A 24,905-nucleotide genomic window follows, 5' to 3' on the forward strand; every position below is an offset into this window, starting at 1 on the left:
CGCAAGCCGTCAGGGGGTCGGCGTCAGCGTATATCGCAAGTGCAGCGGATCACGCATTTCGAAGACCCTGCCGTCGTCCGAGATGTTGATCGAGAACTGCGCTTCGACACGAGACTTGCCCGGATCAAGCATCACGCCGGAACGCTCGCCGTCGGCACCCAAGGTGAAGCCTGACGACAGGTTGTTGTAGGCCACGGTGACCGTTGCCATCAGACGGCCCTCGGGCAGGCGTTCGATGTCGAAGTTCATCGTGCCCTGGCCACCCGGTTCGAACGTCTCACCGGAAGGCAGGCGGATCGGCGAGTCGGTCTCCATCCCGACCAGGCCCATCAACAAGCCGGCGGACAGTTGCTGGTGCATGTACTCGGTCAGCGGCGTCAGTGCCTCACCTGCGACCTGCTGCAAGGCGTGCAGACTTTCTCCCATCGCAGCCGGCCGGTCTTGCGCGGGAATACCTGGGCGCAAGGAGCTGGCCTGGACCAATTGCCCGTCTGGCCCGCGACCGGAGACGGTGAACGAGACGCCGTGTCGCTGGAATGCATCGAGTTCAAAACTGCGACTGACCGAGAAGTCGGTGGGCACCCCGTTCACGGGTACCGTCAAGATGACGGGCAGCTTGCTTGTCGGCGTTTCAGTCAGCAGACTGTCCAATGCTGCTCGCTGAGTCACCGACAGAGTGGCGTCAGCCGTCTCCACCCCTGCATCCAGGCGCAGGCCGAACTCGCCAGCCACCGCCGATTGCATCTCGGGCGACAAGGCAACGTCGCGTATTCCGAACTCGTAAGGCACCCGGTCGGCCTGGGGCGATGCGGCCTCGATATCCTGGCGCAAGGCTTGCATCAGGAACGATCCAGTACCAAGCACGCCCAAGGTCTGACGGATCGCGTCGCTGTCCGGATCACCCTCTTCGCGGACTAGGCTGGCGGCGGCGTTGCGCATCATGGGCAGCGCTTCGCTCAGCGGACCGATGTGCTCGTCGTAGCGTTCGAGGATCGTGGCGAGTTGCGCAGCGGCTCCTTCGCCGGCTTCGGCCCTGAATGCGGTCAGCGCATTCCCGACGACCGACGCAGCCACCCGCCCGATGTCGTCTGCGCCAATTTCCTCACCCAAGGTAGTCAGGGTGGTCAGCGTGGCAGCGGTTTCGCTGGACAGCTGGCGGACCTGTCTGACCACATCGGCGGCGGACGTCCGGGGATCAGCCAGGGTATGCAGCAACTGCGTGGCAGCCTGCTCGGCGCGGGTGGTGCTGTCGAGCGTGCGCGCGGCGAGCTGTGCCGTAACGCCGGGACGGTCGAAACCAAGTCCGTAAGCGCCAAGCTCGCCCCTGGCTTGTCGAAGGTTGCCGAACTCGTGTTTGGTCAGACCAGCCAGGCTGGCTTCCGACAGCGGCCCGGTGGAGTTACTGTCGGCACGCAGCGGCGCGAGCGCGCGACTGACGATGTCGCGTAGCGCTGCTTGGGTCGTATCGGCGATGGGGTGTCCCATCGCAGTGCCGAATAGCCGCAGTTGATCCACAGCGCCGGCAAGCTCTTGCAGTTTGAGGGTGATTGCGCCGCGATCGCCCTTCGTCACTGCCGTCTCAAGTTCACCGTGTACCTGGTCGACCTGTGCGGTCAGGGTGCCGATCCGATTCTCGTGGGCCATCTCGACAGCGGCTCGCAAGGCGGTCTGACGCGGTTCGGGCAAGCCGGCGATGCCGGCCTGGGCACGTGCCAGGGATTGCGCATCGGCACCACCGAGCAGCCGGTCAAGCAGTGCATCGGGCAGGTCGGTCAGGGCACGTGCGGTCAAGGCCGTCACGACGTCACGACCGGAAAACGCGGCCAGCTCCGATGCACCCAGCGCGCCAGCCTTGTCGCCCAAGGCATATCCCAGTTGCACGATGGCGTCCGGGCGCACATCGGCGCTGCGATCCATCAACTTGACCTGCAAGGGAGTCGATGCGGCAATGACCGCGTGATCCAGTCGCTTGGTGATCTCTTGGGCCACGGCAGCCTGCAATCCGTCCAGCGCTTCCTGGCGTGCCCCGGCATGGACTGCATCGGGCCCACGGGCATCGGATGCGGCAAGCAGCGCGTCGTAAGGCGTCTGACCACCAGCGCCAGGCGTCTTGTGCGACAAGCCTTTCGACAGCGTACTGAGATCGGCGTCGCTCATGCGCTCCATGCTCGGCGCAAAGACATGGTGCAGGGTCTGCCCGTCTCGTTTCAACAGACCGGCGCTGGCGCTCAATTGTTCGAGCGCCGCATCCATGGCCTGCACATCGATTGCTCCGCCAGCCTTTGCCGCCGCGGTGAAGAGTGCACCGATGGCAGCGACGGGCCGCGCAGTGGCTTGGATGGCGGTCTGTTTTTCCACGGCCGTTGCAATTTGATCCATGACGGCAGCGGCAGCTGGACGCTGAGCCGGATCGAGCTTGTCGAGCACAAGCTGGCGCGAGTGCTCATTTGCCAAGGGACCGGCGCGCAAGGCATCCAGGTCGACAGGCTTGAGTTGATCCAGGTGCCGGGTCAGTGCAGGCGCGATCACGGTGCTGGTCGTCGATCTGCCGGCTTGGGCCAGCGGCGCGGCATGCTGCAGCAGACCGGCCAGCGCGCTGGCCGCCTTGCCATGGGCGCCAGCGTCCCCCTGCACACCAGTGAATGCGCCCAGCAGCGCACCGGTGTCGGCGCTCAGTTTGCGAGCGTTGCTCACCACCTGCTGGGCGGCGCGTTGCTGCGGCGAAGCCTTGATGTAGGTAATGATGGCGTCGATCTTGGCACCGATGCGCTGGAGCAGGTTTGGCGACGGTGCGCGCGGCGTTGCCCCCGGTTTGCCGACAAAGGCGAGGTTGCCGATGCGACCCAGCGGGGCATCCTGGAAATTCGTGCTGACGGCCTGTTTGACCTGGCCGGCACCAATACTGATGGTCATCCTGCTCTCCAAGAGCGTGAAGCGTGCGTAATGTGCTGGAGCGATGGTGCTGCGGCAATGCAGCTGGCGCGACGAGCGCCCGTGCCGCAGCCGATCAGGCGCGGAAGTCGAAACTCGCCATCGTGCTGATGTAGGGGGCATTTGCCGCGGCAGGCACCGCACGGGTCGGTGCGGCCAGGCGCTCACGCCAGGCGTTTGCGGTTTCAACCACGGATTGCACCGCGTCGCGCAGGGTGCCGACTTCTGCACTGACCAAAGGCAGGCGCAGGGTCAACAACACTTCGCCGCTGACGTCATCGATGCCCAGCGAGGCACCGCCCGTGTCATGGCCGAAGACGTTGGCAACCAGCAATTCACGGTAGAACGCCGGACGCGCATCGTAATCAGCCGGTTCCTGACCCACGATCACATACAAGTGCAGCACGTCTTGCGACGCGTCGTGTTCCAGGTTGACCGTCAGGTCGTTGTCGAAGGCGAGCGCCAGCGTGCCGCCCTGGTTCAAGGCAAGCGGGGTGCCGGCTTGTTCGCCGAACAAGGCAATAAGGCTGGAAATATCCATTACGGGGGGCTCCATGTCAGGGCAGGTCGGCGTCAATGCCGGCGGCCGGACATCCAGGCCACGCAGGTTGGTAACGGCCGCAAGCCGTCAGTTCCTGGGGCGGAGGAAATATTTCGTTTGTGGGGACGATCAAGCGGGGGAAAGCCCGGGCAGTGCTGAGTCTGGCGGGCACCGGTCAAGTACAGACCGGTTTGGCAGGATGTAACCAGGCAGTCAGACAGCCCGGCCAGCTACTCCCGCTTTACTAAACCGGCTGCATGAAAAACGCAGGCGGCCCGGGCGGCCGGCCGCGTGTCTCGGCACGGTTGAGCCGTTCGTCCCAGATATCGATCTGCGACAACAGCGATTCCAGCGCGGAAATCAGGTTGGACGGGCCGGCATGCTCGAAGGGCACAGCCAGTTGCACGTGCGCACGGCCATCGGGAGCGGTGCACAGCACCACGCCACCACCTGCCTGCATGAAGTTCGATTGCGCCATCAGTTCCGCGTGGCGTCCTTCGATGGCGGTGGGGCCGACTGCGCAAGACATGAGCAACTGCCGGCGGCTGCCGACCACGATCAGCTGCACGCGATGGCGACCGTCGATGGCCAGCTCGCAGACGTTGTTGTGCGCCGCCAGGCTCGGCATCCCCAGCGCTTGCCCCAGGTCGGCGATGATGCGCATCGCTGCCTCAGACATTGTCCACCGCCCATCCTGACATCGAATTTTCCTTTGCGAACACCCCGGGGCGGGGCTGCCAATCACCGTACCTGATATCAGGCTTGATTCTGCGGAACTCATGCTGCGCAAAAGATATCTCCGGAACCGGAAAACCTTTGCGCAAACGACCCTGCATCGCCAGTTTAAGCCCCTTCGTGCGCCAAGCGGTCTAGACAAGCCGCCGCAGTATCCACACCTTCGACCGCTCAGGCAAGCACTATTGTAGAAAGGCCATATTGCTGGCCGCTTACGGCATTGCGAGAGCGTATTGTCCAGACGTGGCAAAATCTCCGATTGGACATGCTGTCCACTCGAGTAACGATGACTGACGCTGCCAACCTCCCCAAGACGCCTGCTGCTCCCGCTGCCCACCCGGGCAAGGACCGCGCACCTGCTGCGCCCGCTGCCAATTTCCTGCGCAACCAGATCGATGCCGACCTGAGCGCCGACCGCTTTGCCGGCAAACGCTGGGCCGGTGAGCCCGCCACTGCCGACGTGCTGGCCGCCGCCCCCCAGGACCCGGCCCGCATCCGCACGCGCTTCCCGCCCGAACCCAATGGGTATCTGCACATTGGTCACGCCAAGTCGATCTGCCTGAACTTCGGGCTGGCGCGCGACTATGACGGCGTGTGCCACATGCGATTTGACGACACCAACCCGGAAAAGGAAGACCAGACCTACGTCAACGCCATTCTCGATGTGGTGAAGTGGCTGGGCTTTGACTGGGCGGGCAAGGGTGGCGATCACTTGTATCACGCAAGCGATTATTTCGACGTGATGTACGACGCTGCCGTGCGCCTGGTGAAGTCGGGTGACGCGTATGTCGACCAACAAAGCCCCGACGAGATGCGCGCCCTGCGCGGCACGCTGACCGAACCCGGCAAGGACTCGCCGTGGCGTAACCGCCCGGTGGAAGAATCGCTGACGCTGCTGCAGGAAATGCGCGACGGCAAGCATCCGGACGGCAGCATGGCCTTGCGTGCGCGCATCGACATGGCGTCGCCGAACATCAACCTGCGCGATCCGGTGCTTTATCGCATCCGCCACGCCGAGCACCATCGCACGGGCAGCAAATGGTGCATCTACCCGATGTACACCTTCGCGCACCCGATCGAAGACGCGCTGGAAGGCATCACGCACAGCATCTGCACGCTGGAATTCGAAGACCAGCGTCCGTTCTACGACTGGTTGCTGGCGAAGCTTCGCGACAATGGCCTGTTCCAAGACCCCCTGCCGCACCAATACGAATTCGCCCGCCTGAACCTGAGCTACGTCATCACCAGCAAGCGCAAGCTTGCCCAGTTGGTGAACGAAGGCCATGTCAGCGGCTGGGACGATCCGCGCATGCCTACCCTGGTGGGCCTGCGTCGTCGTGGGTATTCGCCGGAAGCGCTGCGTCTGTTCTGCGATCGCCTGGGTGCGTCGAAGTCGGATTCGTGGATCGACTACAGCACACTGGAACAAGCGCTGCGTGAAGATCTGGACCCGAAGGTGCCGCGCACGGTGGCCGTGCTGCGTCCGCTGAAGCTGGTCATCACCAACTACCCGGCAGGCCAGCAGGAAGTCTGCTCGGCACCGGTGCACCCGCATCACCCGGAACAAGGCCGCCGCGAATTCCCGTTCGCACGCGATCTGTGGATTGAGCAGGACGACTTCATGGAAGTGCCGGTGAAGGGCTTCTTCCGCCTGACCCCGGGCGGCATGGTGCGCCTGAAGTACGGTTATGTGGTCAAGTGCACGGGCTTCACGAAGAACGATGCCGGCGAGATCACCGAGGTGCAGGCCGAATACCTGCCCGACACCAAGAGCGGCACGCCGGGTGCCGACAGCGTGAAGGTCAAGGGCAACATCACGTGGATTGCGGCAGACGCTGCCGTGGCCGCCGAGTTCCGCCTGTACGACCGGCTGTTCTCGGACCCGCAACCCGATGCGGGCGGCAAGGACTTCCTGACCGCGCTGAACCCGAACTCGGTGGAAATCGTGCAGGGTTATCTGGAACCGGGCACGGTCACTGCCGCCGGCAACCAGTGGCAGGTGGAACGCCTGGGTTACTTCGTCGCCGACATCGTGGATTCCACGGTCGACCATCCGGTGATCAACCGGGTAACGACGTTGAAGGATTCCTGGGCGAAGTAAATCGGGGGGGGTGTCAAATCCCCCTTCCGTTTGCAGGTTCCCTTTGCAGGAATTGAAAACACCCCGGCAGTCGGACGTTTGTCCTGACTGCCGGGGTGTTTTTCATCAGACACTCAATACTGCATGCGCAGATTCAGCATCACGTTGCGCGGCGCGCCATACCAGCCCTGCGTGTACATCCCGATCTGCGAGTAGTACTTCTTGTCGAACACGTTGTTCAGGTTCAGGCTGGCCGACACCTTGGGCGTGAACTGATAGCGTGCCATCAGATCGACCAGCGCATAGGCGCTCTGCTCGACACGCACACGTTGGTTGGCCGGTGCGGTCACGGTCTGGTACATGCGGCTCTGCCAGCGCACGCCCCCGCCTACCGTCAGATTTTCCAGGGCACCGGGCATCCGATAAGTGGTGTAAAGCTTCACCAGACTGCGCGGGTGCGAGGTATTGATGGGTGCACCGAGCGCATCTTTGGCAGTGAAGCTGGTGTAGCTTGCCGCCACGTTCCAGCCTCGGGCAAGTTCGCCGCCCACTTCCAGATCGAAGCCTTCGACCTTGGCCCCTGACACCGCGCGGAAGGCTTGGCTGCCTGGCACGTTCACTACCTGCACGCCCGGCAAGGCTTCTGCCAGATTGTTCTGGCGAGTCTGGAAAATCGCCGCCGAGGCGTTTATTCGGTTATCCAGATAGCTGCCCTTGATCCCCAGCTCATAACTCTTGCCGGTGATCGGATCGAGGATGTCGCCATCGGGCGTGCGTGCATTCTGCGGTTTGAAAATCTCGGTGTAGCTGGCGTAGGCCGTGTGTTGGCGATCAATGTCGTAGACCAGCCCAGCGTATGGCGTGACCTCGTTGCGATAGCGGTATTCCCGGCTGGTGCCGAAGTAGTTCTGGCTGGTCTTCCAGTTGCTTACGCGTGCCCCCACAATCAGGTGCAGCGGATCGGCCAGCGAGAATCGGCCCACTGCGTAGGTGCCGGTCTGGCGATTTCGGGTGGTGTCGCCCTGGGTGGGTGTGTCGGACCAACCCGGTGCGGCCACCTGGTCAGCACGCCAGTTGAAGTAGCTGCCGATCACCGGGGTGCTCAACGCAGGGTAGCTGGGCAGGTCCAGGTCGTCGTCCACGCTCATCCAGCCAAACGACAGTTCATGCTGACGGCCGAACAGGCCAACCGGGCCGGACAAGGTTGCGTGCAAGGCGTCGCGGCTCAGGTCACCGTCGTAAAGCGGTGCGCTGGCTCGATTGGTCATGGCACCCGTCTGGCGGTCGACAAAACCGCTGCGATACAGGTGTCGCATGAACATGTCGGTTTCGCTGTGGCTGTAGGCAAAGCGTGCGTTCCAACGATTTTCCAACCGGTGATTGAGGTCCAGGAAGACCGTGCGCGTTTCAGTGTCAGCTTTCGCCCAGCCTGCGTTGTTCGATGCAGAGCGGTCAAAATTGGTGCGGGTGCCATCGGTATAGAACAGCGGGAAGCCGCTGCCAAAACCGTCGTTGACCGATCGTTGATAGATCAGGCCACCCGAGAAATCGGTGTTGGGGCCAAGATCGGCGCTGACCACGCCGTACAGGGTTTTGTTGTGCGTATCGAGCAGCGCCATGTGGCTGCCGACGTCCGAATAGGCAGCCACCATGCGTGCCCGCACGTTGCCGCTTTCGGTCAGCGGCGTGGACACATCGGCTTCCAGCCGCTTGTAATTCCAGCTACCGACAGACAGCTGCCCCGAGGCCGCAAATTCACGCAACGGTTGCTTGCGCACGAAGTTGATGGCGGCAGACGGATTGCCTGCCCCGGTCATCAATCCGGTTGCGCCACGGACGACTTCCACGCGGTCGTAAATGGCCGTGTCGAGATTGCTTTCGCCGAACGCCCAGGGCGACAGCACCGGCAAGGTCAGCCCGTCGAACTGGTAGTTGTCGATCGAGAATCCCCGCGCCGAAAACGACAGGCGGTTGGCGTCGTTGCGGGTTGAAGATATGCCAGGCGCTGCGTCGAGCACATCACCCGTGGTGCGCAAGCCCTGATCCTCAATACGCTGGCGTGTCACGACACTGACCGACTGGGGCGTCTCACGGATCGACAAAGGCAAGCCGGTGGCAGTCGCCATTGCTTCGGTGGTGTATGACTGGGTGTGCTCGGTGACGCCAGGGGCAGCCACGCCAGTCACCGTTACCGTGGAAAGCTGGGCAGCACTGTTGGTGTTGGCTTCTTGGGCCAGGGCAGTGCCTTGGGCAGCACCGGCAAGCAAGGTGGCGTAGACGGCACGAACCAGCGGCCGCAAAGCGAAACGCGCGTGGCTGGCGCGCAAGGACGTGTTCATCTCGATGTATTCCAGGAGGCTATGCAATCGAGACGGATTATCTTTTCGCGTCGACCCGCCTATGTATCGGCAAACGCAATCGGGCTATGCGAAACGCCGACATGACTGGGCGGCATGCCGTGCCGCGACCGAAATGCCGTGGCGAAATTGGTGGCGTGCCGGTAACCCACGTAGTGCGCAGCCTGCTGAACCGTCCAGCCTTGCGCCAGACGTTCACGCGCCACGTCCAGGCGGCGACCGCGCAGCCAATCGAATACCGAACACCCGAAGTGAGCGCGAAACTTCGCGCGCAATGTGCTGGGACTCATGCAGGCCAGCTTGGCCAGGTCTTCCAGACGGTGGTCTTCTCCTGGCGCGGCATGCAGGCAGGCACGAACACGTTCCAGCAGCCGGCCATCCCGGACCGACAAGGCGGTGGGTCGCGCCGCCATGTCGTCATCAGTGTTGGCCAATGCATGGGCCAACAGTTGCATGCCGACCCCGTCACGCAACAGACCGTGCAGCGTGCCCTGCCAAGGTTCGGTCAACAGGTTTTCGATGCTGGCGATCAGGTGATCGGGCACGCTCCAATGGCGCAGGCGCGATCCGCGCATGGCTCGCTCGACACGCTCGGCCAGCTCGTCGTCACCCAACAGATCGGGATGGTAGACCGCCACGTTGATGCTGCGCAGCCGCTGACCCGCATGATGCATGGCACCCATGCGAACCGGCTCGCCGCTGGCGGTCTGCACGCCGCCACGGGCCGACAGTGTCAGGTCGTCGTGCTGTCCCATCTGCAAACGCGCACGGCCGTTCAACAGCACGATACAGGCAAGATGGGGGGCGGCTTGTGCGCTGGATTCGTAATCGTGGCGGACCAGAATGTCTGACACCAGCAGCGTTGCGCCGCGCGCGATCGTGTGTTCGGTGACCCGCCCTTCGGCAATGCAGACGGATTCCGGACGCCTGCTATCTGCCTTCAGCCGAGGCAGGCGATAGTGCACCTGGCTGTGACGCCCGAAGTGCTCGAAATCCGCAAGGGTGTACCTGGTGGTGGCAGCGGTGGCAGCAGCGACAGCAGACAAGGCAGCACGCTCGGTAGATGGAAACCAAAAAGGTAGCCTGTGAGAATAGCATGCGTTCTCATCAATGAAACTCGGCGTGCACACAACAAAAAAGGGGCTGAATCCGGTGCAATACCGAGTTCAACCCCCTGCTTCACCAACCGACGCCACCACACCAACCTGTGGATCGGTTCAGGGCCGACTTATCGTCGGCACCTGTTGGTATATCAGCCCTTCACCGCCTGCGGATTGTCCGTCATGTACTGACGCACGATGCTGCGGAAATCGTTGTCGGGCTTCAAGCCCAGCTTCAGGCTGCGGCCAGCCTCGAAGCGCGCCGGCCATGCGCCGACAATCGCGGCGATTGCCGGGTTGGCCTCGAAGCGCACCCGTGCCACGGCGTCCGCGCCGCCTTCAGCAGCCAGCGCATCCAGCATTTCCTGCACGCTGACCGTAATGGCCGGCAGGTTCAGTGCCGTGCGGCCACCGAAGTCTTCGCGCGATGCTTCGAACACCGCGATCAGGCCTTCGATGGTCGATGCCGGCGACGACAGCGCCACGCGCGTGTCGGCCGATACCGGGCACACCGATTCCACACCAGCCAGCGGCTCGCGGATGATGCCCGACAGGAAGCTGGACGCAGCACCGTTCGGACGACCCGGACGCACCGACACCGTCATCAGACGTGCCGTGCGGCCGTCGATGAAGCCCTTGCGGGTGTAATCGGCCACCAGCTGTTCGCAAATGAACTTGTGAATGCCGTAGGACGATTGCGGCGTGGGCAGCGTGTTGTCACGCACCACTTCCGGCAAAGCCAAGGCAGCATCGCTGCCGAACACGGCCACCGAGCTTGCGAACACCAGGCGTGCGGCCTTGCCGCCTGCCGTGGTTTGCGCACGCAAGGCGTCGAGCAAGGCACGCGTGGTATCCAGATTGGAACGCAGGCCCAGATCGAAGTCGGTTTCGCATTCGGCCGAGACGGCCGACGCCAGGTGAAACACGCCGTCGAACCCTTCCTTGCCCAGATCGGCGGCCTGATCCAACAGCGCACCGGTACGCGCTTGCACGCGCGGGTCGGCAGCCAGGTCGGCCGGCGGCGGGAACAGGTCAGCCAGCACCAGCGTGGAGATCGTCTGTCCGGCCAGCGTATTGCGGGCCAGCAGCGTGCGCGCCAGACGCGCTCCCAGGAAACCGGCACCGCCGGTGATCAGCAACTTCATGGAATGCTTCCTTTAACGATTGACCAGCTTGGCGGGGGTCAGGTAGATCAGCACAGCGCCAACCAGCAGAACAGCCGCGAGCAGATACATGCCCGACGCGGTGCTTTGCGTCAGGTCCTTCAGATAACCGATGAGGTAGGGGCTGACGAAACCGGCGAGGTTACCCACCGAGTTGATCATTGCAATACCCACGGCAGCAGCAGCGCCCGACAGGAAAGCGGTCGGCAGCGACCAGAACAGCGGCGAGCACGTCAACACGCCTGCCGCAGCAATCGACAGCGCGATCACCGACACCACGGTGTTGCCTGCGAACGAGGCCACGATGGCGAAGCTGACTGCTGCGGCAACGGCCGGGACGATCAAGTGCCAGCGACGTTCACGATGCTTGTCCGAGCTGCGACCGATGATGTTCATGACGACCACCGCCACCAGGAACGGAATCGCGCTGATCATGCCGATCTTCAGGTTACCGGTGATGCCCGATGCCTTGATGAACGTCGGCATCCAGAAGGTCAGCGCGTACTGGCCCATCACGATGCAGAAGTAGATGCCGCACATGGCCCACACGCGGCCGCTTTTCAGCAAGGAACCGAACGACTGGTTCGACTCGGTGTGCTTCTGGTCTGCGGCAACTTCGGCTTCCAGCAGCTGCATTTCGTTTTCGGTCAGCCACTTGGCGTCACGAATACCATTGCGCAAGATGAACAGCACCATGATGCCGACGATCACGGCCGGAATGGCCTCGATCACGAACATCCACTGCCAGCCTGCCATGCCCTTGACGCCTGCGAAGGTGTCCATGATCCAGCCCGACAACGGGTTGCCGAAAATGCCGGCAATCGGAATGGCCGACATGAACAGCGCCACGATGCGTGCACGGCGATGCGCCGGGTACCAGTAGGTCAGGTACAGGATGATGCCGGGGTAGAAGCCGGCTTCGGCTGCGCCCAACAGGAAGCGCGCGATGTAGAACTGCGTCGGCGTTTCAACGAACATGAAGCAGCCAGAGATCAAGCCCCAGGTGATCATGATGCGGGCGATCCAGACCCGCGCGCCAACGCGGTGCAGGAACGCATTGCTGGGCACTTCAAAGAAGAAGTAGCCGATGAAGAACAAGCCTGCGCCCAGGCCGAACACGGTTTCCGAGAAGCCCAGGTCTTGCGACATCTGGAGCTTGGCGAAACCCACGTTCACGCGGTCAAGATAAGCAACCACGTAGCAAAGCATGATGAAAGGGACGATGCGCCAGAAAACCTTGCTATAGGCTTTCTCTAACGGGGTATCTTTCCCCGTTGCGAGCGTCGGTGCATGGGTCGACATTGGGTAACTCTCCGTTCTTCGCGCCATCGTGTCGTGGCGCTTTTCTATCGTTGGCCCGTTTCCGGGCGGGTGGGTTGCCTCAGCGCGTCAAGCGCCGATAGCGGGAAACGGGGCGTTCAGCTGGCGCGCGGGTTGGCGCGATAAGGCGCAAACCACTCCAGGCCGGCAGAGGTGCCAGCGCGCGGGCGGTACTCACCGCCGATGTGACCGTCAAAGCCAAGCTCGTCGATCAGCGCGAACAGGTACGGGTAGTTCAGTTCGCCGCCCGACGGTTCGTGGCGTTCAGGCACGCTGGCAATCTGCAGGTGGCCGACGCGACCGGTAGGCAGGTATTGGCGCAGCTTCATGGCCAGGTCGCCTTCGACGATCTGGCAGTGATACAAGTCCATCTGCACTTTCAGGTTCGACGCGCCAACGTCGGTGACGACGGCGTGGGCCTGATCCTGACGATTCAGGAAGAAGTTGGGCATGTCACGGGTGTTGATCGGCTCGATCAGCACGTCGATGCCGATGGACGCCGCCTGCTGTGCAGCCCAGCTCAGGTTTTCCAGATAGACATCACGCAGTGCAGCGGCGTCGACGCCAGCGGGCTTCAAGCCAGCCATGACATGCACGCGCGGGCTCTTCAGTGCCTGCACGTAAGGCAAGGCACGCTCGGTAAAGTCACGACGGAACTCGTCCTGACGACCCGGCAGGCACGCAATACCACGCTCGCCCGCATCCCAGTCTCCCGGGGGTGCGTTGAACAGGACTTGCTTGAGACCGTTATCAGAAAGGCGCGTAGCCAGTTCCTGGGCGCTGTACGCGTACGGGAACAGGTATTCCACGGCATCGAAACCATCGGCTGCCGCGGCCGCGAAGCGGTCGAGGAAGTCGTGTTCCGGGTACATCATGGTCAGGTTGGCAGCAAAACGAGGCATGGAACCTCCAGAAGCAAAGAAATCGGGATGCGGCTGCACACATGCAGCCGCAGGCGTTCAGAGACAGGCGCTCGGACTCACCAGCGCGCACCAAAGGTGCTGCGCAGTTCGTCGATCTGCGACTCGGACAACGGCGCGGGCTGGGTCAACAACCACAGGCGCGCGGTCTCCTCCAGCTCTTCCAGCGTGGCCATGGCGGCGGCTGGTGTGTCTTGCCACACGTTGGGGCCGAGGCGATCGAGCATCACGGCACGAATCGGCGTGCCGGCCGCAAGCGCAGCGGTGATGGTCTGCGCCACAATTTGCGCGGCCGCCGGATCACCTGGACGGTGGTACGGAATCAGCGGCACATGCCCCACCTTCATCACGAAGTACGGCGTGATGGGCGGCACGATGTCGGTGTCGCGCCAGACGCCCTTGAGCGTGAGCGCAACCAGGTGCGTGCTGTGGGTATGGATCACGCAGCGCGCATCCGCGTCGGCACCGTAGATCTGGCGGTGCAGGGCCAGCGTCTTGCTGGCGCGATCGCCGCTCAGCTGGGTGCCGTCGGCAGCCACATGCGCAATGCGTGCCGGTTCCAGCAGCCCCATGCACGCGTCAGTGGGCGTGATCAGGAAGCTGCCATCGACCAGGCGCACACTGATGTTGCCGGCTGTGGCGTGGACATATCCACGATCGAACAGCGAACGCCCCACGCGGCAGATTTCATCGCGGGCAGCTGCCTCATTCATGAAAGGCACCGTGCCGGCTGCCAACTGCACAGACGCGTTCACGCAAGCACCGCGAAGGATTTGGTGAAGAAGTCGTCGGTACCGAAGTTGCCCGACTTCAAGGTGATGTGCACGGCACCCGCCGGGGCCACCGGGCTGGGGGCATGGCACCATGGCACACCCGGGTCGATCTGCGCGCCGATCTGCAGGCGCGTGATGTCCAGGGCCTGCACGCATGCGCCAGAGGTTTCGCCACCGGCAACCACCAGACGGCCCACGCCACGCTCGACCAAGCCGCGCACGACGGCGGCCAGTGCGTGTTCCACCATGGCTCCGGCATCACCCACGCCCAGCTTGGCTTGCACCGCTTTCACGGCACCGGCTTCGGCGGTGGAATACACCAGCACGGGTTCGGTCGCGATCAAGGGCTCGGCCCAGGTCAGCACTTCCGCCACTACGTCTTCGCCGTTGGCCAGACGCATCGGGTCCAGCGCGTAGGCCTTGCCGCCGTTGTCGATGAAGTGCTTCACCTGACGATTGGTCGCCAGCGAGCAGCTGCCCGACACGATGGCGCGCAAGCCGTCAGCCTTGGGCAATTCAGCGGCGCGGGCATCGGCCTGCAAGCCCCAGTTCTGCGGCAGGCCGATGGCCACACCGGAACCTGCGGTCAACAGGGGCAGGCTCGACAAGGCCGGGCCCATGCGAACCAGGTCTTCATTGGAGATGGCATCCACCACGGCCAGGCTCACGCCCTCTGCACGCAGCGCATCGATGCGGGCACGCACGGCATCTGCACCTTGCGACACGGTGCGGTAGTCGATCAGGCCAACGCGGCGCTTGCACTGCGCCTGCAATACACGAACCAGATTCGGATCGGTCATCGGCGTCAGCGGATGGTTCTGCATGCCCGATTCGTGCAGCAGCACATCACCCACGAACAGATGGCCCTTGAACACCGTGCGACCGTTGTCCGGGAAAGCCGGCGTGGCAATCGTGAAATCGGTACCCAGCGCATCCATCAAGGCTTCGGCCACCGGGCCGATGTTGCCTTCTGCCGTGCTGTCGAAGGTGGAGCAATACTTGAAATAGATTTGCTCGACACCTTGTTCACGCAGCCAGGTCAGGGCAGCCAAGGATTGGTCGATGGCTTCCTGAGCAGGAATGGTGCGCGATTTCAGCGCCACCACGATGGCATCGGCGTCGATGATGGTGCCGTCGGCGGGCACGCCAATGGTCTGCACCACACGCATGCCGCTGCGCACCAGGTTGTTGGCCAGATCGGTGGCACCGGTGAAGTCGTCGGCAATGCAGCCCAGCTTCGGTTGTTTCACGATGCTGCTCATGCTTGGCCCTTTGCATCAGCCTTTGCGTCAGCCTTCGCAGCCGGCAGCGTGATGCCCGACAGCTTGGCGTAGTACTTCACCACGGCGGAATCGTCTTCACCGCCGTAACCGGCCGATGCCGTGCCGATGTACAGCTGATGCGCGGCAGCAGCCAGCGGCAGCGGGAAGGAATACTTGCGCGCGGCATCCAGCACGATGCCCAGGTCTTTCACGAAGATGTTCACGGCCGACAGCGGCGTATAGTCGCCTTGCAGAATGTGCGGCACGCGGTTCTGGAACATCCAGCTCATGCCGGCCGAATTGCAGATGACTTCGTACAGCGCTTCCGGGTCGGCACCCGCACGAATGCCCAGCGCCATGCCTTCGCAGGCGGCGGCAATGTGCACACCAGCCAGGTGCTGGTTGACCATCTTCACGGTCGAGCCCACGCCCGGCTTGTCGCCCAGGCGATAGACCTTGCCCGAGTAGGCTTCCAGCACGTTGCCGGCAGCGGCAAATGCCTCGGGCGTGCCCGATGCCATCACCGTCATCTGGCCGTCGGCGGCCTTCTTCGCACCGCCCGACACCGGGCCGTCGATCAGGTGAATGCCACGCTCCAGCAGGCGCTCGGCCCACACCGGCGGCAGAGTCGGATCAACGGTGGCGGCAGTCACCACTACCGAGCCGCTGCGCAGCGAAGAGGCCAATCCGTCTTGGCCGAACAGCACGTCTTCGGTCTGTGCGGCGTTGACCACCAGCACCAGCACCACGTCGCACTTGGCACCAAGTTCAGCCAGCGACTTGGCCACTTGGCCGCCGCCTGCCGCGAACTTTTCACCGGCTTCGGCGCGCGGATCGATACCCCAGGTGCTGACACCGGCACGCACGGCCGACAACGCAGCGCCCATGCCCATGGAGCCCAGGCCGACGACGCCCAGAACTTTGCTGGAGGATTGGCTCATTGTTTCTTTCCTTTGATTGATGTTGTCTTGCGTGCGGCGCGTGGGGTGGCCGTATGACGCGCGGCAGCCGGCGCGGGCACGACGCCCCCTTCAACCAGCCGGCGCGCAGCCTGCACCATGTGTTCTGTCGCGGCAGCACGTGCAGCGACCGGATCGCCTTCCTCGATGGCTTGCAGGATGGCGTGATGTTCGATACGGACTTGCTGGGCGAAACCCTCGTTGCGCTCTTCGTTGGCGCGCGTGACGCGCACCGCGTCGCGCAGGTACTGACCCAGGAAATCCAGCAGCAAGGTGAACTGCGGGTTGTCGGACGCGTGAGCAATGCTGCGGTGAAACGCCACGTCTTCCGCCACGCCGTCGCCGCCAGCGGCTTCAGCCGCATCGATGGCGGCCAGCGCAGCACGAATGGCGCGAATGTCGGGACGACGCGCACGCAACGCAGCCAGCGCGGCAATTTCGCCTTCCAGCGCGCGGCGCACTTCCACCACCTGCACAACCGAGTCCAGGCTTTGCAGCACTGCCGGGTCGAACGCCAGCGGTCGCGTGGGTTGTGCAAGTGCCACAAACACGCCCGCACCTTGTCGAGACACCAGCAAACCGCGCGATTTCAGCTGACTGACCGCCTCGCGCACGACCGTGCGCGATACGCCGTGAATGCTGACCAGCTCGGGCTCGGTGGGCAGACGTTGTCCAGGCGTGAACACGCCCGACTCGATCTGCTGCGTGAGCATTGCGGCCAGTCGATCCGACAGACGTTCAGGGGCTAAACGCAACAAAGCGGTGGGTTCCGTCAATTGATCTGCTGATATTGTCATACGGTCATAGTATGAATTTGGTGCGCACTATACGCCTGGGAATTTCCCCTAGCAAATCCCGTGAAGTGGCGCAGTGAAAGGCTTTGATGCTGCTTCCCAGGGGGAATGCTTGCGTTTTCACACAAGTGTGAGCATCTGGCTCACGTAGCATGGAAAACCCTGACCAGCCCCCAATCCCATGCCAAACAGCCCAGGTTTCAGCACGGTATTTCTCCGTCAGCCCACGCGTGAAAGCGCCGCTTGCCGCGCACCGGAATCCACATGAACTGGCGCGCCACGGCTGTTGCGCTGTTGTGGTTTGCGCTTTTGGGTCCGTTGCTGATTGGCATCCTTGCGGCATCGGGCATGGCGCTCAAGGTCGTGGAGCTGGGTCCTTCTCTACACAGCGATTCCCCGCTGCTGTATGTCGCCACGGCATATGCCTACATGGTGTTCGCACCGATCTTTCTGGCGGCAGGACTGATCTTCGTTGTGGGGCGCAAGCTATCTGCACCCAGGTTCGCCACCCAGATGGGCGCGATAGGAGTAGGCGCAGTTGCCGGTGCGGTGGCAATGGTGGCGGCCTTGGCATTCATCAATGCCATCAATCTGGTGGCCGTCGCGGCAGCCGTTTGTCTTGGTGCAATCGTCGGTGCCTTGTGTGGCGGCCTGACCCATTGGAGCGTGACCCGGACGCGTACACGCCTGGCTTCGCACGACGTTTGATGTGCCTGAATTCGATGCGCCCGAGTTCGATACGCCTGAACACCGCCCTCGCCTGACCCTTCACAGGAGCTGAATCGATGTCCACGAGTACCCACGCCGCGCTGGTACACCTGATGAACGCCTTTGCCGCCAGACACTGGCGCGATGACGGGCTGACAGAGGCACGCGCCACCCTGCGTGTGGACGGCGACACTTTGTCCTGCACCGTGGGCGAAGACACGTTTGTTGGCCACGCCACGGCACCACTGTGGTTCGTGACCGGTGCCTGGACCTTGATCTACGCACATGAATGCGCGGGGCGTTTCGGGCACCGGGTAGCGGGTCGCGTGAATCGGGTGTGGCCCAATGGCGTGGGACGCAGCAGGGTCGATCACGACATCAACGATGCGGTCCTGGCGCTGGCAGCACACTGGCCGGGACGCTTGTTCAGCGCATCGCTATATGACAGCGTTGCCACCACTGGACAGCCACGCAAACCACGCGTGATGGACGATGCGCCTGATCGCACTACCCTGACAGGCGCGCTCAAGCGCGCAGCGGCGGGCGCGGTAGACCCAGACCCGGCGCAGCGGCTGAAGGTGGCCGAGTTTCTCGAACACAACCTGCGTACCGAATGGCGCTTTACCGGTGAAGACGCCATGATGAAAGCGGTGAGGCCAGCACTTGCCGCCTTGATCCAGGACGGCGAACCGGCCACACGCGAGTTGGCGTGGCTGGCATTGGAAACCTGCGCTGAGGCGTGCTGGCAAAACCGGGCATATGGTGTGTTCGAACCGATCTGCCAGCAACTGATCGACCTGGGGTCGAATGCGCATCTGCATTACGCGCGGCTGGCGGAAAGTGCCTACGCCCAGGGTGACATCGACGGCGGCGATGCGCATTGGGCAACGGCAATAACTGGGCAGTCGCCCCATCAGGCGATTCAACTCAGCGCGGCCTTCGATCACATCGGCGATTGGCACGACTTGCATACCCGCATATTGCGACAAGCGGGTGGCGCGCACCTGGCCTGGGCCGCAGGGTTGGACCCGAATCCGGCACGCCAGGAAAAGAAAACCAAACGCGGTGTGCAAGCACCCGATGCGGCCACGGTCGAACGTCATCTGCACTGGGCAGACGTGCTGTTGCAACGCGCCGCAGACAGTGCGCAAGCACGCCTGGATATCGACCTGCCCGCCCTGCGCGCAGGCACCACCATTACCTTGGGCGGTGGGCAGTTCAACCCCGCAGAACGGCGGCTGTTCCTGCCTGAGATTTTTGCCTTGCAGGCGCGCTTGGCCATGCTTCGCAGTGACGAAACCGCTCGCTGGCGCGCCGTATTCAAGGCCATCGATGTCTCATGGCAATTGGCGGGAAGCCCTGCGCACTGGCCCGATGACGAAGACGAAGTCGTGTCGTCCACCGCCGCCAGATTCGACGATGAAACCTTGGCCGCGATGGGCATGCCTGATTGCCTGGCACCCAAGGTGGCGGCGTGGCGCGCAGCGCAAGCCGAGGGGAGCGATGGCGCAAAACAGGAACAGCTGTTCTGGCGAAAATTCCTGCGCAAAGTACGTGCGGCCTTCTTTGCCAATTTCGATGAAGGCGGTACAGCGCTACCCGGCGATAACCTTCACGACGCCTTCACGGTAACGCGCGATGGCGGTGCGATTCACATCTCGCATCCCTTGCTGGCCACGCCACAAACCGGGTCCTTGGCAGCGCCCTTGTTGCCAGCCTTGCGCGCCTGGCAGGGACTGCTGACCGCCACACACGGACACGGCGTGCTGGCCTACGTCTACGACGACTGCGTCGCGCTGGACACGATCGATGTGGCGATGCTGGCAGACCTGGCCGCTCAGACCTTGGCGGCCGGCGCTCGTGAAGAAGCGGTTGCGCTCTATCGTTTCGCGCACGGGTCCGATCCTTTCATCAGGCCGTGGCCGTACCGCAACCCGGTACCGCCTTTGCCGCTGGAATCTGTGCCGGCAGACTTGCAGGCCGCCGTCACACGCCGCAGCGCGTTGGCTGACGATGCCGAACTGCCCAGACTCAAGCCCCGGGGACGACGTATTGCGCAGCTGGCAGCGCATTACCAGCCCGACGATGCCGTGTCGGCGCGCTTCATCGGCCATATGCTGCTCAATGCTGCGGGCCAGGCAGGCGACAGTGAAATCGAGCGTGCGCTGAAGGCAGGTCAGCCCCTGCTGATGGCGCTCTGGCAGCACCCCGACCCACAAGTGCAGGAAAGCGCCATTCTCCCGATTGTCTTGCTGCTGCGGATGCACAAGCTGTATGCGCCTGGACTGGATGCATCTGCCTTGCAAGCGGTCGCACGTGAAAGCGGCATTGCCTATCTTGCCGGCATCATGGCGGACGAGGTTCAGCCCTGACGCGAGCAGATACGTAATTAAGGCCAGGCCAGGCTGCGCGACATCCGCCGTAGCGAATCTGAACTAGCTGGCAGCAGCTCTGGAATCACTCCGCCATGCAGGCAAGCACCTCATCGGCAATCGCCAGTGACGCCGTCAGCCCCGGGGACTCGATGCCGAACAGGTTCACCAGGCCAACCACCCCATGCACGGCAGGGCCATCGATACGGAAGTCTGCGGCCGGTTCGCCCGGGCCGCTGATCTTCGGGCGAATGCCGGCATAACCAGGCTGCAGCGCACCGTCGGGCAAGTCTGGCCAGAAGCGGCGCACCGCTGTGGCGAAGGCAGAGGCCTCGCTGGCATCGACTTCGTAGTCGATGCTGTCCACCCACTTTACATTCGGGCCAAAACGCATCTGACCGCCCAGATCCAAGGTCAGATGCACACCCAGCCCGCCTGCCTCGGGCAAGGGATAGATCAGATGTGAAAACGGCGAACGGCCAGCGCAGGTGAAGTAGCTGCCCTTGGCAAGATAGTTGGGCGGTACATGGTGTGCATCCAGGCCGTTGATACGACGCGCCAAGTCGCAGGCACCCAAACCTGCACTGTTGATCACGCTGCGGGCAAGCAAGGTGATGGCCTCGCCATCGCTGTCGATACTCAACGCAATGCCATCGGCATGTACCGACGCCGCTATAACGTTTGCCCCCAGCGCCAGCGTGGCCCCCGCGCGTTCGGCCTCGCCCAGCAAGGCCAGCATCAAGGCGTGGCTGTCGATGATGCCAGTCGATGGCGACAACAGCGCCGCATGCCCGCGCAGCGCAGGTTCATGCTCGTGCATGGCGGTGGCGTCCAGCCAGCGCAAATCTTCAACACCACTGGCAGCGGCATTCTTGGCAATGACCTCAAGCTGGGCAACCTGGTCGGCGTCACTGGCAACGATCAGTTTGCCGCTGCGGCGATAGCCCACGCCGTGGGCCTCGCAAAACGCATACAGCATGTCCTTGCCGCTGACGCACAGCCTTGCCTTGCGTGAGCCGGGCGGGTAATAGATACCCGCATGAATCACTTCGCTGTTGCGCGAACTGGTGCCGGTGCCGATGGCACGCGCGGCTTCCAGAATCATGACTTCGTGGCCAGACCGGGCCAGTGCCCGCGCCGTGGCCAACCCGACCACTCCCGCACCGATGACCACGCAATCGACTTGTTCCATGCTGCGTCCGTAGGCTGTTGACGGTCGCTATTGTGCCCGCAAGCCGGCGCGCAAGCTGCCAAAACAAAAGGGCCGAGCTGGCCCAATGCCAGACTCAGCCCTTGTCCTGTCCGCGCAGACCACGCATATACAGAGGTGGCTTACGCGCAGGGTCAACTTACTTCACTTGCGTGATGTGCCTCATCAGCTGGCTGGATCAGTTGCCCGATTCAGCCACCGATGCTCAACGCCAGAAGTACTTGTTGGTTTCGCGGCGCACGTCGGTGCGCAGGAGGCCCAGGTCAGCCAGTGCTGCGTCATCGAGACGCGACAGCGCGTGGCGTTCGCGGCTGACGTCGAGCCAACGACGCACGGTGGCGAGGATGGTGACGGGGGCTGCGCGCCGCGGCTGGCGCGAAGTCGAGATCGAAGTAGCAAGGCTGCTCATGGCAATCCAGGGATTTTGTTTGTTTGTGAGTAGTCAGGTTATCCCCAGTAAAACCCCATTCATAGTGATTGTTTTTGATATATTCGATCAATAAAATTAATTAATTGCACAAAACCGTGCGTTTTCCCTAGGAAACGTGCATGAATTCACCATCTTGGTGCATTCAATTCACCCGCTGTTGGCGACAGCAAGTATCAGGAAAGCAACACATGGACCCCGTTCTGTTGCGTACTTTCAAGGCCGTAGTCGAAGAAGGCACCATGCAGCGCGCATCGCAGCGCCTGAATTGTGTGCAGTCGAATGTCACCGCGCGCATCAAACAGCTGGAAGCCGAGCTTGGCAATCCGGTGTTTGACCGTATCGGCCGTCGGCTAGACCTGAACGACCACGGTCGTGCCCTGCTGCCCTACGCAGACAAGATTCTTGAACTTGGTGAGCAAGCGCGCCGCGTGGCGGGCGCGCTGCCTCCTGAGCGTCGCCAATTGCGATTGGGCACCGTGGAGAGTTTTGCGTCGCTGCGCCTGGCAGACGTGCTGCTGCCCTTCAACCGCAACCACCCTGATGTCGAATTGGATCTGGACATTGCGCTGACGGTGCAGTTGGTGAAATCGCTGCTTGAACACCGTGTGGAAGCCATCGTGGTGGCCAGCCCGGCCACCGACCCGGCCCTGACCAGCGAACCGGTTTTCGAAGAAGAAATCGTGTTGATCTCCGGCCCGCAGGTCGATGCCATCAACACGCCGGCCGACGTCGCCAACCATACCCTGCTGCAATTCCGTCACGGCTGCCCCTACCGCGAGCGACTGGAACGCTGGATGTCCTTGGGACACGCCACACCCGCCAAACGCCTGGACCTGGGTGCCTATGGCGCAATCCTGGGTTGTGTCGCGGCCGGCATGGGCGTGTCGCTGATGCCACGCGGCATGGCCGAGCCGCTGGCCCAGCGCGGTTCGTTGCGCCTTCACCAGTTGCCTGGCATCAGCACGGCCACCACGCACTTCATGTGGCGCAAACACGCCGCGCTCAGTTCGGCCGCGCAGGACTTTCTCAGCGAGTTGCGGCGTCAGAGTCAGCACCGGCGACAGCTGAATTCGCTGGTCGGGTCGACGATGGTGTCAGCGGTGGGCGCGCTGACGAATTCACTGGCGGGCTAGCTGGCAACCCGGCCGGCACCGTATCCGCGTCATCGGCGATGGGGGCAAAGCCCGGCCCGCCGAAGTGCACGTCGCCCGGCCGCCATCCGGCCGGACTTCGAAACGCCGCCCAGAATCGCTTCAATACATACCACTGCAAGGAAATCAGGCCTTTGCCGTTGTCGGCATCGACAATCGGGTCGCTTACCCCCGTGGGATGCACGGGCTCGCCATAACGCGCCGTGCCGAAGACCCGATCCCAGATCGACAAGACCTGACCAAAATTGCAATTGTGGAAGGTGGGACGATCCGGGTCGCGCACCATGTGATGCAAGCGATGAAACGCCGGCCCCACCAACACCTTGCCCAGGCGCTGCCCGATTCGCAGCCTGACATTGGCATGGGAAAAGTTCTGCACCAGCTCGGACAACAGCACCAGCCACGCAAACTGCGCGGGCTCCACGCCCATCACCAGCGCAACCGACGCCAGCACAAAGGATTGCAACACGCCGTCCAGATACGCCGTCCGGTCGTTGCTCCAGCAGCTCATCTGGCGCTGGCTGTGATGCATGCTGTGCAAGGCCCACCACCAGGGAATGGCGTGCTGCGCCCGGTGCATCCAGTAATAGGCCAGATCGTAGACCACGTAATACACCGCGAAGGCGACGTAAGGATGATGCTCGAACCACGGCACCCAATGCGTCAGGCCCCAGGTGGGACCGTCATTGACAGCGGCCAAGGTAGCTGATTCGCCACCAAGCAGATGGGCAACCGGCGTCAGCACCAGATAGCTGAACAGCGGGAACAGGCCCAGCAACATCAATAAGGTGTAGTTTCGGTCGATCGTCGTCAGACGTCGATTTTCCCAGCGTTCTGCGGGAAACAGACTTTCCAGCGGCCGGAACACCAGGGAAATCATCACGAGTTGAAGCAGGGTGATGATCACGGCTTCGGCCACCTCGGCCGGGTTGCCGAACGCATTGCCCAGACCGAACACCGCCAGGCAAGGCCCCACCACGTGCAGGCTGACCCACTCGATTGCAGCCCCCCAGCCCTGCGAAATGACCCACATGATGTTCGCCTTCTGTCCGACAAACGGCACTTTGCGCCGCCATAGAGGCGAAATTGTAGCGCTCGGGACGCAGCGCCTGCACGGGCAAAGAACCCGGTGATGCGGGTTTCAGGCACATCACAGCACGCATCGTGCCGCTAGACACATGCGCTCACTCTTTCAGAACACTTAACTGGTTAGAATCTTTTTTTGCGAATTGCGGTGCCACAGCAATGGATGTGCCTGTCCTGGATTTCAAGAGTGCGACGCTGTACGCCATTCGTGTCGTACTTCACTCGGCAGACACGCTCGCCCTGCGCACCGCGCTAGACGCGAGAATGAAGGACGCCGCCGGTTTCTTCGACGACGAACCCGTCGTGATCGACGCTGGCCGAATCACCGAGCCACTGGATTGGCAAGCCCTGCTCGACGGCTTGGCAGCCCACCGCCTGCCGGTCATTGGTGTCACTGCCCAAGAAGAAAATCTGGCGGCTGCCCAGGCGCTGGGTCTGGTGCATGTTGCATTGCCCAGTGCAACGGCGCGCAACGAAGCAGCGGCGGTAGCCGCAGCCAATGCCGCCGAGGCAGCCAATGTCGCGCCGCCCCCGGCCCCGCCAGCTGCAGCTGAAGTCATTCCCGAGGTAGGGGTAGCCGTGGACAAGGCGGCCGCAGCCGCCGCGCCAGTGCCCGCCCCGCCCCCGGCCGGACCGCAGTACGGCCCGACCATGATCATTGATCGACCGCTGCGCTCAGGCCAGAAAGTGTATGCACGACATGCCGATCTGATCGTCATCGGCGTGGTCAGTCACGGCGCGGAAGTCATCGCCGACGGCAATATCCACGTATACGGCCCCTTGCGTGGCAAAGCCATGGCAGGTGCCCGTGGCGATGTCCGGGCAAAAATATTCACGACGTTTTTCGACGCCGAGCTGATCGCCGTTGCGGGGGTTTACCGCAGCATCGCCACGTCGCCGCCGAACGTTGCCAATCAAGCTGCCGTTGTAAGACTCGACGGCGAGCGGTTGCTGGTCGAACCGCTGAAAACCTGACCGCCAGAGGCGCCGCAACCTGCACGCGCCTGGCTTGC

The 24,905-nt window shown here is 62.9% G+C and carries 20 protein-coding genes; 5 read left to right on the forward strand and 15 right to left on the reverse strand.

Annotation, left to right across the window (positions count from 1 at the left end; translation table 11 throughout):
* Window positions 1–9 precede the first annotated feature (9 nt).
* The 3 genes from FXN63_RS22410 to FXN63_RS22420 all read right to left on the reverse strand — a co-directional run bounded on the left by FXN63_RS22410 (window position 10) and on the right by FXN63_RS22420 (window position 4,136).
* Window positions 10–2,913, reverse strand: a complete 2,904-nt coding sequence (locus FXN63_RS22410; protein ID WP_148817699.1) for a hypothetical protein — start codon at window positions 2,911–2,913, stop codon at window positions 10–12.
* Between the two features lie 94 nt (window positions 2,914–3,007).
* Window positions 3,008–3,472 carry a type III secretion system chaperone gene (locus tag FXN63_RS22415; protein WP_187394990.1) on the reverse strand — a complete coding sequence of 155 codons (465 nt, stop codon included), beginning with the start codon at window positions 3,470–3,472 and terminating at the stop codon, window positions 3,008–3,010.
* A gap of 244 nt (window positions 3,473–3,716) precedes the next feature.
* Complete coding sequence (locus tag FXN63_RS22420; RefSeq protein ID WP_246164944.1) at window positions 3,717–4,136, reverse strand: type III secretion system chaperone; 420 nt, start codon at window positions 4,134–4,136, stop codon at window positions 3,717–3,719.
* A gap of 357 nt (window positions 4,137–4,493) precedes the next feature.
* On the opposite strand from FXN63_RS22420, the gene FXN63_RS22425 reads away from it, so the two are divergent.
* Window positions 4,494–6,308: a glutamine--tRNA ligase/YqeY domain fusion protein gene (locus tag FXN63_RS22425; protein WP_148817703.1), complete on the forward strand. Its 1,815-nt coding sequence runs from the start codon at window positions 4,494–4,496 to the stop codon at window positions 6,306–6,308.
* Between the two features lie 113 nt (window positions 6,309–6,421).
* Here FXN63_RS22425 and fauA read toward each other — a convergent pair whose 3' ends face one another.
* From fauA to FXN63_RS22470, 9 genes are all read right to left on the reverse strand, one after another.
* Window positions 6,422–8,626 (reverse strand): TonB-dependent alcaligin siderophore receptor FauA, encoded by a 2,205-nt coding sequence (fauA, locus tag FXN63_RS22430; protein ID WP_148817705.1) that lies wholly within the window; start codon window positions 8,624–8,626, stop codon window positions 6,422–6,424.
* Between the two features lie 59 nt (window positions 8,627–8,685).
* Window positions 8,686–9,690 (reverse strand): helix-turn-helix transcriptional regulator, encoded by a 1,005-nt coding sequence (locus tag FXN63_RS22435; RefSeq protein ID WP_148817707.1) that lies wholly within the window; start codon window positions 9,688–9,690, stop codon window positions 8,686–8,688.
* Window positions 9,691–9,896: 206 nt separating this feature from the next.
* Window positions 9,897–10,889, reverse strand: a complete 993-nt coding sequence (denD, locus tag FXN63_RS22440) for a D-erythronate dehydrogenase (protein ID WP_148817708.1) — start codon at window positions 10,887–10,889, stop codon at window positions 9,897–9,899.
* Between the two features lie 12 nt (window positions 10,890–10,901).
* Window positions 10,902–12,209 (reverse strand): MFS transporter, encoded by a 1,308-nt coding sequence (locus FXN63_RS22445; RefSeq protein ID WP_148817710.1) that lies wholly within the window; start codon window positions 12,207–12,209, stop codon window positions 10,902–10,904.
* 116 nt (window positions 12,210–12,325) lie between these two features.
* Complete coding sequence (gene otnI / locus FXN63_RS22450; RefSeq protein WP_148817712.1) at window positions 12,326–13,129, reverse strand: 2-oxo-tetronate isomerase; 804 nt, start codon at window positions 13,127–13,129, stop codon at window positions 12,326–12,328.
* 77 nt (window positions 13,130–13,206) lie between these two features.
* A complete protein-coding gene (locus FXN63_RS22455; protein ID WP_148819714.1) occupies window positions 13,207–13,860 on the reverse strand; it encodes a class II aldolase/adducin family protein in 654 nt (217 codons plus the stop codon).
* Between the two features lie 38 nt (window positions 13,861–13,898).
* Window positions 13,899–15,182: a 3-oxo-tetronate kinase gene (gene otnK, locus FXN63_RS22460; protein ID WP_187394992.1), complete on the reverse strand. Its 1,284-nt coding sequence runs from the start codon at window positions 15,180–15,182 to the stop codon at window positions 13,899–13,901.
* Window positions 15,179–16,123: an L-threonate dehydrogenase gene (gene ltnD, locus FXN63_RS22465; RefSeq protein ID WP_148817714.1), complete on the reverse strand. Its 945-nt coding sequence runs from the start codon at window positions 16,121–16,123 to the stop codon at window positions 15,179–15,181. Before ltnD ends, otnK begins: the two co-directional genes overlap by 4 nt.
* Complete coding sequence (locus FXN63_RS22470) at window positions 16,120–16,917, reverse strand: FadR/GntR family transcriptional regulator (protein ID WP_246164945.1); 798 nt, start codon at window positions 16,915–16,917, stop codon at window positions 16,120–16,122. The genes ltnD and FXN63_RS22470 overlap by 4 nt, the downstream gene beginning before the upstream one ends.
* 282 nt (window positions 16,918–17,199) lie before the next feature.
* On the opposite strand from FXN63_RS22470, the gene FXN63_RS22475 reads away from it, so the two are divergent.
* Together FXN63_RS22475 and FXN63_RS22480 are read left to right on the forward strand one after the other, a co-directional pair.
* A complete protein-coding gene (locus FXN63_RS22475) occupies window positions 17,200–17,643 on the forward strand; it encodes a hypothetical protein (protein WP_148817718.1) in 444 nt (147 codons plus the stop codon).
* Between the two features lie 77 nt (window positions 17,644–17,720).
* Window positions 17,721–20,015, forward strand: a complete 2,295-nt coding sequence (locus FXN63_RS22480) for a hypothetical protein (protein ID WP_148817720.1) — start codon at window positions 17,721–17,723, stop codon at window positions 20,013–20,015.
* Window positions 20,016–20,100: 85 nt separating this feature from the next.
* On the opposite strand, the gene FXN63_RS22485 is transcribed toward FXN63_RS22480, so the two are convergent.
* Window positions 20,101–21,207: an NAD(P)/FAD-dependent oxidoreductase gene (locus tag FXN63_RS22485; RefSeq protein WP_148817722.1), complete on the reverse strand. Its 1,107-nt coding sequence runs from the start codon at window positions 21,205–21,207 to the stop codon at window positions 20,101–20,103.
* Window positions 21,208–21,430: 223 nt separating this feature from the next.
* Window positions 21,431–21,634 carry a DUF1127 domain-containing protein gene (locus FXN63_RS22490; RefSeq protein WP_148817724.1) on the reverse strand — a complete coding sequence of 68 codons (204 nt, stop codon included), beginning with the start codon at window positions 21,632–21,634 and terminating at the stop codon, window positions 21,431–21,433.
* Window positions 21,635–21,843: 209 nt separating this feature from the next.
* On the opposite strand from FXN63_RS22490, the gene FXN63_RS22495 reads away from it, so the two are divergent.
* Window positions 21,844–22,788 carry a LysR substrate-binding domain-containing protein gene (locus tag FXN63_RS22495; protein WP_187394993.1) on the forward strand — a complete coding sequence of 315 codons (945 nt, stop codon included), beginning with the start codon at window positions 21,844–21,846 and terminating at the stop codon, window positions 22,786–22,788.
* Here FXN63_RS22495 and FXN63_RS22500 read toward each other — a convergent pair.
* Window positions 22,682–23,839, reverse strand: coding sequence for a sterol desaturase family protein (locus tag FXN63_RS22500; RefSeq protein WP_148817728.1), 1,158 nt, complete (start codon window positions 23,837–23,839; stop codon window positions 22,682–22,684). The genes FXN63_RS22495 and FXN63_RS22500 overlap by 107 nt on opposite strands.
* A 212-nt stretch (window positions 23,840–24,051) precedes the next feature.
* On the opposite strand from FXN63_RS22500, the gene minC reads away from it, so the two are divergent.
* Entirely contained in the window at window positions 24,052–24,867 is an 816-nt protein-coding gene (gene minC, locus FXN63_RS22505; protein WP_148817729.1) for a septum site-determining protein MinC, read from the forward strand.
* Window positions 24,868–24,905: the final 38 nt, after the last annotated feature.

This window comes from Pigmentiphaga aceris (assembly GCF_008119665.1).
In the GTDB taxonomy this organism is placed as follows: domain Bacteria; phylum Pseudomonadota; class Gammaproteobacteria; order Burkholderiales; family Burkholderiaceae_B; genus Pigmentiphaga; species Pigmentiphaga aceris.

Bases quoted from the DNA above. Each gene is read 5' to 3' on its own strand.
- FXN63_RS22410 (WP_148817699.1), bottom strand. From the start codon at position 2,913: ATGACCATCAGTATTGGTGCCGGCCAGGTCAAACAGGCCGTCAGCACG.
- FXN63_RS22415 (WP_187394990.1), bottom strand. From the start codon at position 3,472: ATGGATATTTCCAGCCTTATTGCCTTGTTCGGCGAACAAGCCGGCACC.
- FXN63_RS22420 (WP_246164944.1), bottom strand. From the start codon at position 4,136: ATGCGCATCATCGCCGACCTGGGGCAAGCGCTGGGGATGCCGAGCCTG.
- FXN63_RS22425 (WP_148817703.1), top strand. From the start codon at position 4,494: ATGACTGACGCTGCCAACCTCCCCAAGACGCCTGCTGCTCCCGCTGCC.
- fauA (WP_148817705.1), bottom strand. From the start codon at position 8,626: ATGAACACGTCCTTGCGCGCCAGCCACGCGCGTTTCGCTTTGCGGCCG.
- denD (WP_148817708.1), bottom strand. From the start codon at position 10,889: ATGAAGTTGCTGATCACCGGCGGTGCCGGTTTCCTGGGAGCGCGTCTG.
- FXN63_RS22445 (WP_148817710.1), bottom strand. From the start codon at position 12,209: ATGTCGACCCATGCACCGACGCTCGCAACGGGGAAAGATACCCCGTTA.
- otnI (WP_148817712.1), bottom strand. From the start codon at position 13,129: ATGCCTCGTTTTGCTGCCAACCTGACCATGATGTACCCGGAACACGAC.
- FXN63_RS22455 (WP_148819714.1), bottom strand. From the start codon at position 13,860: ATGAATGAGGCAGCTGCCCGCGATGAAATCTGCCGCGTGGGGCGTTCG.
- otnK (WP_187394992.1), bottom strand. From the start codon at position 15,182: ATGAGCAGCATCGTGAAACAACCGAAGCTGGGCTGCATTGCCGACGAC.
- ltnD (WP_148817714.1), bottom strand. From the start codon at position 16,123: ATGAGCCAATCCTCCAGCAAAGTTCTGGGCGTCGTCGGCCTGGGCTCC.
- FXN63_RS22475 (WP_148817718.1), top strand. From the start codon at position 17,200: ATGAACTGGCGCGCCACGGCTGTTGCGCTGTTGTGGTTTGCGCTTTTG.
- FXN63_RS22480 (WP_148817720.1), top strand. From the start codon at position 17,721: ATGTCCACGAGTACCCACGCCGCGCTGGTACACCTGATGAACGCCTTT.
- FXN63_RS22485 (WP_148817722.1), bottom strand. From the start codon at position 21,207: ATGGAACAAGTCGATTGCGTGGTCATCGGTGCGGGAGTGGTCGGGTTG.
- FXN63_RS22490 (WP_148817724.1), bottom strand. From the start codon at position 21,634: ATGAGCAGCCTTGCTACTTCGATCTCGACTTCGCGCCAGCCGCGGCGC.
- FXN63_RS22495 (WP_187394993.1), top strand. From the start codon at position 21,844: ATGGACCCCGTTCTGTTGCGTACTTTCAAGGCCGTAGTCGAAGAAGGC.
- FXN63_RS22500 (WP_148817728.1), bottom strand. From the start codon at position 23,839: ATGTGGGTCATTTCGCAGGGCTGGGGGGCTGCAATCGAGTGGGTCAGC.
- minC (WP_148817729.1), top strand. From the start codon at position 24,052: ATGGATGTGCCTGTCCTGGATTTCAAGAGTGCGACGCTGTACGCCATT.